Origin of the sequence: Dokdonella sp. (genome assembly GCF_019634775.1) — a bacterium.
GTDB lineage: Bacteria > Pseudomonadota > Gammaproteobacteria > Xanthomonadales > Rhodanobacteraceae > Dokdonella.
Window position 1 is genome coordinate 2,343,519 of record NZ_JAHCAS010000001.1, and the last position, 14,581, is coordinate 2,358,099.

4 protein-coding genes are annotated in these 14,581 nt (G+C 67.5%); 3 read left to right on the plus strand and 1 reads right to left on the minus strand.

The window, feature by feature from the left end:
- Positions 1-150: 150 nt before the first annotated feature.
- Positions 151-3,687 carry an Lcl domain-containing protein gene (locus tag KF907_RS10130; RefSeq protein ID WP_291220016.1) on the plus strand — a complete coding sequence of 1,179 codons (3,537 nt, stop codon included), beginning with the start codon at positions 151-153 and terminating at the stop codon, positions 3,685-3,687.
- On the plus strand, positions 3,576-9,677 hold the full coding sequence (locus KF907_RS10135; RefSeq protein ID WP_291220017.1) for an MBG domain-containing protein: 6,102 nt from the start codon (positions 3,576-3,578) through the stop codon (positions 9,675-9,677). The genes KF907_RS10130 and KF907_RS10135 overlap by 112 nt, the downstream gene beginning before the upstream one ends.
- Here KF907_RS10135 and KF907_RS10140 read toward each other — a convergent pair.
- Positions 9,664-9,825 (minus strand): hypothetical protein, encoded by a 162-nt coding sequence (locus tag KF907_RS10140; protein ID WP_291220018.1) that lies wholly within the window; start codon positions 9,823-9,825, stop codon positions 9,664-9,666. The two genes, KF907_RS10135 and KF907_RS10140, sit on opposite strands and share 14 nt — an antisense overlap.
- A 93-nt stretch (positions 9,826-9,918) precedes the next feature.
- Here KF907_RS10140 and KF907_RS10145 point away from each other — a divergent pair, with 93 nt between their 5' ends.
- Entirely contained in the window at positions 9,919-14,460 is a 4,542-nt protein-coding gene (locus tag KF907_RS10145; RefSeq protein WP_291220019.1) for an MBG domain-containing protein, read from the plus strand.
- Positions 14,461-14,581 lie beyond the last annotated feature (121 nt).

A 14,581-nucleotide genomic window follows, 5' to 3' on the forward strand; every position in this document is an offset into this window, starting at 1 on the left:
TGCGCGATGGATTTGGCCCTGCATATGGAGGCTGCGGTGGCCGGCTTCCCGCGCGTGCATCGGTACGCACTGGGTGCCCATCCCGCCCGGCCTGTTCCTTTTTATGCTCAGCGTGGCACCGGCCGCGCGTTCTGTCTGTGAGGTGATGTCATGATGCTGCGAACCTTCCTGATCCTGCTGCTTGCGAGCCTTGCCGCGCCGCTGGCGGCGCAGATCTGCCCAGCGGGCAACCCGCGCGTGGCACCGGACAGCCGCTATGTGGTCAGCACGCCGGATCTATCAGGCCGCCCGAATGAGCGCGTGGTGCGCGACCTGCGCACCGGGCTGGAATGGAAGCAGTGCAGCGAAGGCCAGACCGGCACGTCTTGCACCGGCCCGGTCAGCTACATGAACTGGAGCGCGGCGCTCGGCGCCGCGCAGACCGCCACCTGGGCCGGCCACACGGACTGGCGCCTGCCCAACATCAACGAGCTGCGCAGCCTCGTCGAAACCGGCTGCCACAGCCCGAGCATCAACACCACGATGTTTCCGGGGACGCCGAACGGTTTTTACTGGTCGTCCACCACCTATGTGCCCTATGCGTCCGTCGCTTGGTACGTCGACTTCAGCAACGGCTACCTCAGCGCCAACAACAAGGGCAGCGGCCAACAAGTCCGGTTGGTGCGAGGCGGACAGTGGCTTGACCCTTTGCATACTCTGCACTACAGCGCAGGCGCCAACGGCAGCCTCACCGGCGACACCAGCCAGACGGTTGTGCATGGTTCTGATGGCACCGAAGTAACCGCAGTGCCCAACACGGGCTACCACTTCGTCAACTGGAGCGATGGCGTCACCGCCAACCCGCGCACCGATACCAATGTGCAGGCGGATATCAACGTCACCGCGAACTTCGCCGCCGATCCGGTGATCGGCTCCATCACCTGGGTCGCCAACTCCGCCACCAGCATCGTCTATGACGGCAACGCGCAGAGCGCCAGCGCCAGCGTGGACAGCGGCTACAGCCTGAGCTTCAGCTACAACGGCAGCCCGACCGCGCCCAGCGACGCGGGCAGCTACACCGTGGTGGCGAGCGTGAACGAACTGCCGGGCATCACCCGCAGCGAAACCCTCACCATCACCAAGGTCGCCGGCACGGTGACGTGGGGCACGCTGAACTTCGATTACAGCAACACCACGCACACGGTTTCCGCCACGCATGGCGGCACCAGCGGCCCCTGCACGGTGACCCCCGCCAGCATCGGCCCGGCGGTGGGCAGCTATGCGCTGAGCGCCAACTGCGCGGGCGATGCCAACCACGAGGACGCCAGCGGCATCGCGACCGCCACCATCGGCGGCAGCAAGGCCGTGCACCGCGTGCGCGATCACGCCTACTTCGCCAGCGTGGCCGACGCGCTGGCCGATGCGGGCACGCAGGATGGCGACACGCTGGAACTGGCACCGGGCATCTACAGCGGCGGCATCGAGCTGACCAAGGGCGTGCACCTGGTCGGCAGCACCGGCTTCACCCCGCTGGCCGGCCCCACCGCGCCGCCTTCGGTGGTGATCGACGGCGGCAACATGGTGCAGGACGGCATCACCATTGCGGCAAACGTGACCGGCGCGAGCGTGAGCGGGCTGGAAATCCGCAACTTCACGCGCTACTGCGTGCATGGCGTCAGCGGCAACGACAACCTGACCATCACCGAAAGCGTGCTGCACCACTGCGCCGACAGCGGCGTGTGGATCAATGGCGATGTGGACGATGTCACCATCGACCACAACGAGGTGTACGACTTCGGATTCGGGCCGGGCGCTTTCGGGCGCGGCATCGTGATCTGGAACGGCGTCAAGCGCGATATCACCATCAGCAACAACTGGGTGCACGATGGCGCGGGCTGCTGCGGCATCGAGCTGCAGGACGGCACCGCCACGGGCGCCTGGATCACCGACAACGTGGTCGAGAACGTGGGTGATTCGGGCATGGGCTTCGTGCAGCTCACCTCCGGCTCGCCGACGCCGCGCGCCAACATCATCTCCGGCAACCAGATCACGAACACCGGCCGCTTCGGCATCGAGCTGAAGATCCCCAACGGCACCGGTGCCGCCAGCGGCGATGGCGCGATCATCGTCGAGAACAACACCGTCAATGGCGCTGGCCTGAAGAGCCTGCGTGACCGCGCCGGCATCGCGGTGTTCCGCCGCGCCTTCGCCAGCCTGCCGGGCCAGGTCGATGTGACCCAGGGCGTGGTGGTGCAGGACAACAGCGTCAGCGGCTTCCGCACCAGCCTCACCGGCTACGAGGGCTACGGCATCGTGGTGGAGGGTGCAGGTTCGGTGATCGAAGGCAATGCGCTGGACGACAACGACTTCGGCCTGCAGATCCAGCAGGGCAACCCGGATGGCCTGCCACCCGGCGACGCCAATCAGAACGCGAACAACGACTGGTTCGGCCGCGGCAACGCGCTATCCACCTGCGTGGGTGTGGGCACCAATACCTTCGGTGCCGGTGTTCCCAATGGCACGGACACGCGCTCGATGCCGGTCAGCGCCAATCTCGTCGGCGGCGTCTACAACGAGAACAGTGGCGTCTGGCACTGCAGCATCAGCGCCGCGGTGGCCGCGGCCACCGCAGGCGACACCCTGCGCGTTTCCGCCGGCACCTATGTCGAGAACGTCAACGTCAACAAGGCGCTGACCATCAACGGCCCGTTCGCCGGCGTGGAGGGCAACGATGGCTCTCGCGGCACGGGCGAGGCGGTGCTCAAGCAGACCGTCGCCGGGTCGCCGGGAATCGGCTGCGATGCAACCGCGCCGCTGACCATTAACTCGGCAGATGTGGTTGTCGATGGCATCGAACTGAACGACAACACCGGCGGCTGCGTGGTGCGCTTCAATGCCGGTCCGGCCAGCGGCATCCGTTTCGTCAACAACCGCGTGATCGATTTCACTTCGACATCGGGTTCCGGCGGTGGTTTGTACGTCAGCAGTACCGATGGCGTGGAGATTGCCGGCAACTTGCTGCGCGATTTTGTCAGCAATACGGGCAGCGGTTATTGGGCCATGGGCATCAAGCTCATGAACAGCACCAATGCGCAGGTGCACGACAACGTGTTCCGCGACGTGAGCAGCGTCAATATCCAGTTGTCCTCGACGACGAACGCCTCGGTGCATCACAACGATATCGATGCCGCGGCGCGCGCTGGTATCGGCAACGCCGGCGTCCAGTTGGCGGCCACCAGCAACTCGCTGGTGCGCGACAACACCATCTCGACCATGGATACCGGCATCCTGTGGACGCCGGGCAATGACACCAGCTCGGCGAGCGTGTGCAACACGATCAGCGACAGCACGCGCGGCATCTTCGCGATGGGGCCGCCCTGGCCGGGAACGCGCACCCATGGACCGATCCTGCACAACGCGCTGAGCGCGAACTACAGGGATATCCGCAGCACCTGGAATCTGGATGAACTGGTCATCGGTTCCAACTGGTACGGCGGAGCATCGGCCACGGTGGACGGCCCGGCGCTGGTCGCCGACGCGCTGCCGGCCAGCCCGATCGGCAGCCCCTGTGCGGCAACAATGCTGCGCATGAAATCGTGGCCTATGCCGGCAGCGGCGCGCAGTCCACGCCGGTGGATACCGCGTTCAGCCCGCTGCGCGCCCGCGTGCAGGATCAGCTGGGTGGCGCGGTGGCCGGGCAAACGGTGAACTACACCGTGCCAGGTAGCGGTGCCTCGGCGGTGCTTGGCACCGCGAGCGGCACCACCAACTACAACGGCGAGCTGATCAGCACCGCCACGGCCAACAGCATCGCCGGCAGCTATGCCGTGACCGCGAGCAGCGGCAGCCTGACGCCCGATGCCAGCTTCGCGCTGGAGAACACCCAGGGCACGGCCACGATCACACTCATCGACCCGGCGCCGACCTACGACGGGAACCCGCACGCGGTCGCCGTGACGACCACGCCCTCCGGTCTGGAAGGCGATGTGCAGATCGTCTACACCCAGGGCATGACCACGGTGGCGACCTGCGCCGCGACCAATCCCGCCTGCGGCCCGGTCAACGCCGGCGTTTACACCGCCACCGCCACCATCGTCGGCAATCCGAACTACACCGGTTCCGGCACGGGCACGCTGACCATCCAGCGTGCGGCCACCACGATCGAGTTCCTGCCCAACGCGCCGAGCTTTGTCTATGACGGCAACGCGCACGATGGCGATGTGAGCGCGCGCCTCGCGGCCGAGCCGGGCACGAGCTGCCCGGTCACCGGTGCGATCGGACCGAACGTCGGTTCGTATCCCGTCAACGCGGCCGCCTGCACCGGCACCAACTACGAGGCGCCGGCCGCGGGCACCACCGCCACGGTCACGCCGCAGCCGACCACGATCAGCTTCTCGTATCTGACCCAGGCCTACGACGGTTCGCCCAAGTCGGTGGTGGCAACCACCGCGCCGAGTGCAGGCGTGCCGCTGGCGATCACCTACAACGGCAGCCCCACGCCACCGACTGCGGTGGGCAGCTACAGCGTCGTGGCGACGGTCACCGACCCGAACTACAGCGGCAGCAACAGCGCGACCCTGCAGATCGTCAACGGCCTGGGCGACATCGCGCTGGTGCTCAACGGGCCGGTGGATCCGATCCACGTCGGCGACACCGCGCAGTACGCGGCCACGATGCTGGCCAACCCGGCGCTGCACACGGGCGAGCTGTACGGCTACCACGTGGTGCTGTCCAAGTCCGGCGGAGACCCGCTGGCGCTGAGCGATATCGCCACCATGGAGGTGTACTACGGCGGAGCGTGGGTCGACGCGACCAGCCTGTTCGGCTCGATCCCGTTCACCATCGACGGTGGCGGCAACCTCGTGTACGACTTCCCCGACGGCATCCCGGGCTACCCGGGCGGCTTCCCGATCCTCGATGCAAGCTGGACCTGGAACGTGCGCCTGAGCTTTGCCACGCCGGGTACCTACACGCTTTCGACCACGCTGACCGACGGCATCGGCGGTCCGGCCATCGTGCCGACGGTGGCCGCTTCGATCGCCACGGTGGTGCTCGATGCGCTGCCGGCGACCGACATCCACCTCGCGCTGGGCGGCCCGGCCGAGTCGATCGAGGTGGCGCAGGTGGCCGAGTACACCGGCACCCTGATCGCGGACCCGAGCCTGCACGTGGGCGAGGACTTCTTCGTCAAGGTGTCGATCAGCAAGAGCGGCGGCCACCCGCTGGTGCCGGCCGATCTGGCGACCATGGAGATGTACTACGGCGGCGTCTGGACCGCGCTGCCGCCGGGCGAGATCACCCAGCCGGGTGGGCCGGGCACGGAGCTGCTGTACCACTTCCCGAAACCGGCGATGCCGGGCGGCTTCGAGATCACCAGCCCGACCTGGACCTGGAACTTCCGCTTCGGCTATGCCGACGTGGGCGTGTACACCGCGGTGGCCGAAGTGATCCACGCGGCCGACGAGGGCAATCCGCTTGCCCATGTGTTCGCGACCGCGGCGGTGGCGACGACCGTGGTGGATGCGACGCCGCACCTGCCCGATGTCGGCCTGCTGCTGACCGGCCCGCTCGATGACATCGAACTGGGCGATGCAGCGCAGTACACCGGCACGCTGCTGGCCGAGCCGGCGCTGTACACCGGGCAGAACTTCTGGGTGCGCATCCGCATCAGCAAGTCCGGCGGCAGCCATGCGCTGGTTCCCACTGACCTGGCGATGATGGAGCTGTACCAGGGCGGCTGGCAGGATCACACCGCCACGCTGCAACCGCTGCTCGTGGCCGATGGCGCGGACCTGGTGTACTACTTCCCGCAGCCGTTCGGTGCGTTCACGATCGACAACGCGATCTTCAGTTGGAACTTCCGCTTCACCTACGGTGACACCGGCGTGTACACCGCCACCGCCGACCTGATCGACGCCGCCGACCCGGTGCCGCTCACGGCGCCGGCGCTGGCCAGCGCGAGCGTGGAGACGACGGTGATCGACACGCCCGACATCCACCTGGATGTGCAGGGCGCGGTGACGGGCATGGTGGGCACGCCGGTGCAGTACGTGGGCACGCTCACGGCTGATCCGCTGCCCGATCCCGCCAACCGCTACTTCGTCGAGGTGCGCATCCAGCGCGATGGCGGTCTGGCCGATCCAAGCGACATTTCCAAGGCGGAGATCTTCTGGGGCGGCATGTGGGTCGATCCGGTGGCCGACCTCGGCCTGACGATCCCGTGGACAGTCGATGGCAACGAGCTGGTCTACCTGTTCCCGCAACCGGTGATGCCGACCGGCTTCCCGATCGATGAGCCGACCTGGACCTGGCAGTTCCGCTTCACCTACGCCAACGCCGGCCTCTACACGGCGACCGCGACGGTGGTGACCGCGGACGGCAGCGCCACGCCGGTTTCCAATACCGAGTCGATCCAGACCGCCGTCAGCGTGCTGGCAGAGGACATCCATTTGACGCTGAATGGCCCGGTGGCCGGCGTGGAAGTGGAGTCGCCCACGGCCTACATCGGCCGGCTGCAGAACCTCGGCGGTGACCTGGCCGAGAACGGCTACGTCCACGTGCGCATCGAAATGGCCAGCCAGACGCTGGTGACGGCCGATGTGACGCTGGAGGTGTGGGATGGCAGCGCGTGGGTCACCGGCCCGGTGAGCGAAGTGGCTGGCGGCCTGGAAGTGGCGTTCCCGGATGCCTTGGGCTTCGCCATCCCGGCCGGCTTCGACTTCACCCACCAGTTCCGCATCACCTACCACCGTACCGGCGTGTTCCACGCCACGGCCACGGTGGTTGGCGCGACCAGCGGCGACAGCTACGCCTCGGCGGAGATGTTCACCGAAGTGGTGCCGCAGGCGATCGTGACCGCGAGTGTGCTGTTTGATCCGGCCTCGCTGCTCGCGACGTACAATGGCAGCCCGCACGCGGCCAGCGCGACCACGGTGCCGGCGGGACTCACGCTTGCCTACACCTACAACGGCAGCAGCACGCCGCCGACGGCAGCGGGCAGCTACGTGGTGCAGGCGACGGTCGATGATCCGCTGTTCCAGGGTTCGGCCACCGCGGTGCTGGTGATCGACAAGGCCAACGGCAGCGTGAGCCTCGCGCCGCTCAGCGGTGTGTACGGCAGCGCGCACGCGGTCACCGCGATGCTGGTGGAAACCGACACCAACGTGAGTTGCTCGGTGGCGGGCGTGCCGGCGGCGAATGCGCCGGTCGGCAACTACCCGCTCGTGGCCGAATGCGCGAGCGACAACTACACCGCGACAGCGAGTGCGACCTACGTGGTGACGCCGGTTGCGGCGGGCAACACCGGCATCCTGCTGACAGGCGGCACGTACACCTACGACGGTGCCGCGCATGCCGCCGGCGTGAGCAATCCCAATGGCGTGGCCTATGTCCTGGCCTATGCGCCGGGCGGCGCCGTGGTGCCGGTTGATGCCGGCACCTACGATGTGACGTTGACCATCACCGATGCGAACTACGCGCCCGAAACGCTGACCGCGCAGGTGGTGATCGCGCCGGCCAGCGTGACGCTCGCGTTCGGCAACCTCGCCCAGGTCTACGACGGTGCGCCCAAGGCGGCGAGCGTGACGGCCACACCCGACGTGGGTGGCATCAGCCTGGCCTACAGCCAGGGTGGCGGCGCGGTCACGCCGATCGATGCCGGCAGCTATGACGTGGAGGCCAGCCTGGCCAACCCGAACTACGTGCTCAGCGGTGCCACCACGGCCACGCTGGTGATCGCCAAGGCCACCGGCACGGTCACGTTCGGGCCGACCAGCTACACCTTCGACGGCAGCGGCCACACGATGACGGCGGTGATTACCCAGGAGTCGGGCAACCTCGCCGCATGCGTGTTGACGCCGGTCGGTGATGATCCGCGCGTGCACGCCGGCAGCACCACCTACAGTGCGGCATGCACGGGCGACAACCACGTCGCCAGCGGCAGCACCACGCTCACTGTCGCGCCCAAGCCGGTGACGATCGCGCTGTCCGATCTCGGGCCGTACGTCTACGACGGTGCCGTGCATGCGGCCAGCGCCAGCGTCAGCGGTGAGGTGGCCGGTTTCCCGGCTGCGCTCAGCCTCAGCTACAACGGCAGCCCCGGCGCGCCATCGGCCGTTGGCAGCTACAACGTGGTGGCGGCACTGGATGCGATGGTCACCGACTACGTGGCCACGCCAGCCAGCGGCGTGCTGGTGATCGGCGAGCAGAATGCGAGCGTCACGCTCGGCGACCTCGCGGTGGTGTACGACGGCAACCCGCATGCGGCCAGCGTCGTCACGACCCCGGCCGGGCTCGCGGTTGACGTGACCTACGACGGCGACCCGACCGCACCCACCGACGCGGGCAGCTACAGCGTGGTGGCCACCATCACCGAGGCCGGCTACAGCGGCAGCGCCAGCGGCACGCTGACGATTGCCAGGGCGCCGGCGACGCTGACCATCAGCGACACCACGCAGCCTTGGGATGGCACACCGCGTGCGGTGACGGTGGTGACCAACCCTGCCAGCCTCACGGTGGACGTGACCTACGACGGCAGCGCGACGCCGCCGACGGCGGTCGGCAGCTATGCGGTGTTCGCCACGATCACCGACCCCAACTACGAAGGCAGCGCCACCGCGACCCTGCACATCACCAACGGCGCCGCGGGTCTGATCCAGGCGAACGGCACGACGGTGTTCAGCGGCACTGCCGGTGCACCCTTGACCGGCGCCATGCCCTCGGTGCTCGTGACCGATGCCGGCGGCAATCCGGTGGCCGGTGTCGAAGTGAGCTTCGCGCCCGGTGTCGCCAGCGGCGTGTTGAGCGGTGCCGTGCAGACCACCAACCAGAACGGCATCGCCACCCTGGGCGGCTGGACGCTCGACCCGGTGGCTGGCGCCAACACGGTGACCGCGACTGCGGCCGGTGTCACCGGCGAGGTGGTGTTCACCGCGACCGGCACGACCTCGACAACCGGGCTCAGCGTGACCATCAGCGATGGTCGCACCTACGCCCAGTTCGATCGGTTGCTGACCTGGGCGATCACGGTCGGCAACGCCGGTCCGTCGAGCCTGCAGGACGTCGAGGTCGAAGCGATCCTGCCGGCCGAGTTGTCGGTGCCCGGCGCAAGCTGGCAGTGCATCGCTCTGGCCGGCGCGAGTTGCACGGCAACGGGCACGGGTGACCTGGTCGACAGCGTGGACCTGCCGGCGGGCAGCAGCGTGGTCTACCTGCTGAATGCGATGACCACGCGTGACGGCAGCGACCGCATCGAGCTGACGGTCGAGGCGACCGGTCCGGCCGGCGTGGTCAGCGCGACCGACACGACGGACCTGCTGTTCTTCCGTGACGGGTTCGAGGTTGGCGGCGACGGTATCAGCTGGATCGGCCAGGTCGAGCCGCTCGGCGCGGCTTCGTTCAGCGAAGAGGTCGTGCTCATGCTGGATGTGGCACCGGCTGCATTGAGCCAACTCCAGCGCGTGGTTCTGGCACAGGCCGTCGACCGCTCGTTCCAGGTCGAGGCCATGGCAATCGGCAACGTGGTGCTGGTGCGGCTGCTCGCCGACGACACGGTCAGCGCATGGACCGTGCTCGACAGTGAGCGCGTGGCGCTGGTGCTGGTGGATACGCAACTGGCACTGGTCGGTGCGCGCGACGACGTGGCGGTGGACGTGCGTCGGGGTGGCTCGTTCACCGTCGAGCTGTTCACGCGGCACTGAAGGAACGCGGCGCGGCGGCAGGGGCCGCCGCGCCGGCTGTTCGCTGGATCAGGTCATGCAATTCGTCATCGGTCGCGCCAACGGACCGGTGCCAACCAGGGGAAAGGATATGGGCAGCAGCAGGAACCGGATCGGGATGGCGCGACATGCGCAGGCTCCCGGCCAGACAGCACAAGTGGATCACTGCGTCACGCGGCAGCCGCGGCATGAACCGGCATTGCGCCGGACCCGGTTCGCGCGCGTGCTGCGCCTCGCAATGGGGGGCGCGGTTCTGGCCTGCGCCGGCTCGGCGCTGGCTGCCGACTGGTATGCCGCGCCCACCGGTGGCGGCAGTCTCTGCAGCCAGGCTTCGCCTTGCACGATCCAGGGCGCGATCGACGTGGCCGCGCCGTATGACACCGTGCATGTGGCGCCGGGCGACTACACCTTCACCAGCAACCGCATCCTGATCCAGACCGAGGGCCTGCGCCTGATCGGCGACAACAGCCCGTTCGCCCAGCCTTATGCGACGCCGCCCGGGCCGGGCCAGGTCGCCCACGGCACCCTCAACAACAAGGCGGCCAATGCCTCGGTGCTCAAGGCTGCCAGCGCCAATGTCGCCAGCGGCACCAGCGGCATGATCTGGGTGCGCAATGTGCAGAACGTGCGCATCGAAAACCTGTACATCGAAATGGCGCAGGCGCGCGCCAAGGAAGGCATCGTCGCCACCGGCACGGTGCGCGGCCTGGAGCTGGTCAACAACTACATCAAGACCGTCAGCGGTGCATCGGGCGTGGGCATCAGCATCAACATGGATGCGGGCACCAACAGCTCGGTGCCATCCGGCGAGTCTCGCGGCGCCGGCGAGTTCGTGACCGTGGACGGCAACGTGGTGGAGCCCACGCCGGGCAACATCTTCACCGCATCGGCACCCAAGTACGCAATCGGCATGCAGAACAGCGTGGGCCTGTACCTGCGCAACCAGACTGCGGCCAGCACGATGGACATGACGCTCAAGCCGTACACCAATGCTGCCAATCCGTCGGCGCAGCGCGTGTTCAGGATCGAGGAAAACTGGACCTTCGGCCGGCTCGGCCTGTACATCTCCGGTGGCGCCAACCTGTCCGAGCCGACCCGGATCGCCAACAACCATTTCGTGATGTCGCAGACCTTCGGCGATGATTCGGATACCCATCTGGTCAGCGTGAAAAGCCCCAGCGCGGCGGGCACGGTGATCGAAGGCAACGCCTTCACCGGATTCCGCCAGCAGTACAGCGGCCTGTGGGTGCAGAGCCGTCCGAACGTCACGATCCAGGACAACACCTTCGAGCCGCTGGCCAACCAGAGCGACTTCCGCGCCATCGTGGTTGGCAACTGGGCCTTGCAGACCGGCGTGCCACCGGCACCGCACCCGTTCGACGTCACCATCCGCGCCAATACCTTCCTCGCCAATGGCGCGCCGGTGAACAACAAGGGCAAGGCGATCCTGTTCGTCAACGACAACGATGCCAGCGGCACCTCGAGCTTCACCAAGGCCATCGTCGGCGGCAGCCAACTGGCCGACGCCAATGACTTCGCCGCCGGCATCGGCTGGTACATCGCGCTGGATGACCGCACCTGCACCGGCCGCAATCACGCCAGCACCGGTAGTGGATGCAATGGCGGCACCGGATACGCGATCGGCCAGGGCATCAACTACACCAATGGCACCAACGGCAGTTCGATCAGCCAGAAGCGCCCCTTCCGCTGGGACGTGAATGCAGTCGGCAACAGCTTCGGCGGCATCTACATGCCGAGCATGAGCCTTGCCCAGTTCAATGCGGTCTGGGCCAAGACCTACGACAAGCACAACGCCAGCGACACGGCCGTGGGCAACGTGCTGTACGGCTATCCGCCCATCACCAGCGGCACCATCACGTTCACGCCGACCGCGTTCACCTATGACGGCAACGCCCATCCGATCAGCGCCACGCTGGTGGAGGATCCGGGCGCGACCTGCATCGTGACGCCCGCCACCCTCACCAACGCCGGAACGCACAGCGTATCGGCCACCTGCGTGAGCAGCACCCACTACGTGACCGGCAGCGGCAGCGTGGTGGTGGCCAAGGCTGCCGGCAGCGTGGTCTGGGGCACGCTCAGCTTTATCTACGACGGCAGCACGCCGACGATCACAGCGACGATGAATCCGGGCAACGTGGCCTGCACGGTCACGCCGTCCAGCATCGGCCCGGATGCAGGCAGCTACGGCGTGCACGCCGACTGCGACAGCACCAACTATGCAGCGAGTGACGATACGACCGCGACCATCGCCAAGGCTGCGGGTGCAGTGGTATGGGGCCCGCTGAACTTCACCTACGACGGCAGCACGCCGACGATCACCGCGACGATGAATCCGGGCAACGTGGCCTGCTCGGTCACGCCGTCCAGCATCGGCCCGAATGCAGGCAGCTACGCCGTACATGCCGATTGCGACGGCACCAACCACACCGCCAGCGACGATGCCACCGCGACGATTTCCAAGGCCGCCGGCACGGTGGTGTGGGGCACGCTGAGCTTCACCTACGACGGCAACACGCCGACGATCACCGCGATGATGAATCCGGGCAACGTGGCCTGCTCGGTCACGCCGTCCAGCATCGGCCCGAATGCAGGCAGCTACGGCGTGCACGCCGACTGCGACAGCACCAACTACGCAGCGAGTGACGATACGACCGCGACCATCGCCAAGGCCGCCGGTGCGGTGGTATGGGGCACGCTGAGCTTCACCTACGACGGCAGTACGCCGACGATCACCGCGACGATGAATCCGGGCAACGTGGCCTGCACGGTCACGCCGTCCAGCATCGGCCCGAATGCAGGCAGCTACGCCGTGCATGCCGACTGCGACAGCACCAACCATGCCGCCAGTGACGATACGACCGCGACCATCGCCAAGGCCGCCGGTGCGGTGGTGTGGGGCCCGCTGAACTTCACCTACGACGGCAACACGCCGACGATCACCGCGACGATGAATCCGGGCAACGTGGCCTGCACGGTCACGCCATCGACGATCGGCCCGAATGCGGGCAGCTACGGCGTGCACGCCGACTGCGACAGCACCAACTACGCAGCGAGTGACGATACGACCGTGACCATCGCCAAGGCCGCCGGCACGGTGGTGTGGGGCCCGCTGAACTTCACCTACGACGGCAGTACGCCGACGATCACCGCGACGATGAATCCGGGCAACGTGGCCTGCATGGTCACGCCGTCCAGCATCGGCCCGGATGCAGGCAGCTACGGCGTGCACGCCGACTGCGACAGCACCAACTATGCAGCGAGTGACGATACGACCGCGACGATCGCCAAGGCCGCCGGTACGGTGGTATGGGGCCCGCTGAACTTCACCTACGACGGCAGCACGCCGACGATCACCGCGACGATGAATCCGGGCAACGTGGCCTGCACGGTCACGCCATCGACGATCGGCCCGAATGCGGGCAGCTACGGCGTGCACGCTGACTGCGACAGCACCAACTACGCAGCGAGTGACGATACGACCGCGACCATCGCCAAGGCCGCCGGTGCGGTGGTATGGGGCCCGCTGAACTTCACCTACGACGGCAGCACGCCGACGATCACCGCGACGATGAATCCGGGCAACGTGGCCTGCACGGTCACGCCGTCCAGCATCGGCCCGAATGCAGGCAGCTACGGCGTGCACGCCGACTGCGACAGCACCAACTATGCAGCGAGTGACGATACGACCGCGACCATCGCCAAGGCCGCGCAGGTGATCACGAACTTCGAGAGCAGTCCGGCCGCACCCGTGTTCATCCTCAATGGCACGTTCACGCTCAGCGCGGTCGGCGGCGGGTCGGGCAATCCGGTCGTGTTCGGCAGCCTGACGCCAGCGCTGTGCACGGTGTCGGGCAACACGGTGACGATGCTCGCGGTCGGCACTTGCGTGCTCAGCGCCGACCAGGACGGCAACACCAACTACGATCCGGCGGCACAGGCCACGCTGAACGTGGAGCTGGTACCGGCGCCGGCGCCCGATCTGGCGGTTTCGATCGACGATGGACGCGACTACGTGCAGTACGGCAAGCCGCTCGGCTACACGATCGTGGTCAGCAATGTCGGCAACACCAGCGTGACGGGAGCGAGTGTGAATGCGCTGCTGCCGGCGATCCTGCAGGGGCAGACATGGAGCTGCGTGGCCAGCACGGGTTCGGCCTGTGGCCAGGCCAGCGGCAGCGGCGACCTGATCGACAGCGGCGCCGCACTCGCGATCGGCGGCAGCCTCACCTATCTGCTCGACACCGTGGTGGTCGACGACCAGCAACTGGCCAGCGACGAGATCCAGCTCAGCGCCGGCGTGACGGCCAGCGGTGACGTCAACGGCGCCAATGATTCGGCCACCGACCTCACCCGCGCGGTTCTGTTCCGCAACGGCTTCGAGCAGGGTGGGGACGGCGCGCAGGCACTGCCGCTGGAACTGCAACTGGTCACGGTGGGTGCACTCACCCAGGCCTCGGCGATGACGTTCGCGACCGACGCGGCGCCAATGCAGCCGTGGCAGCGCACCACGTTGGCGCAGGCCAGCGATGGTGCGTTCCAGATCGAGGCGATCCGCATCGGCGCCATGCTGCATGTGCGCCTGCGCAGTGGTGTGCAGGCGAGCGCGTGGAGCGTGGTCGATGACGAGGCGATCGCACTGGTGCTGGTCGGAACGCAGCTCGGCCTGGTCGGGGCGCGTGACGAACTGGAACTGGCGCTGCCGCACGCCGGACCGTACGAGGTCGGACAGCCGATGGCGCATTGAACGCCGGCGGCATGCCGACACGAAGCCCGACCACGGAAGGTCGGGTGCGGCCCGCCACGGAGCACATGCATCCGGACGGAGCGTGCAGGGTGCCCCCGACAGGGCGCAGGTGCCCGCCGTT

What these genes read in the sequence shown, in the direction of transcription:
- KF907_RS10130 (WP_291220016.1), top strand. Translation starts at nt 151, where the DNA reads ATGATGCTGCGAACCTTCCTGATCCTGCTGCTTGCGAGCCTTGCCGCG.
- KF907_RS10140 (WP_291220018.1), bottom strand. Translation starts at nt 9,825, where the DNA reads ATGTCGCGCCATCCCGATCCGGTTCCTGCTGCTGCCCATATCCTTTCC.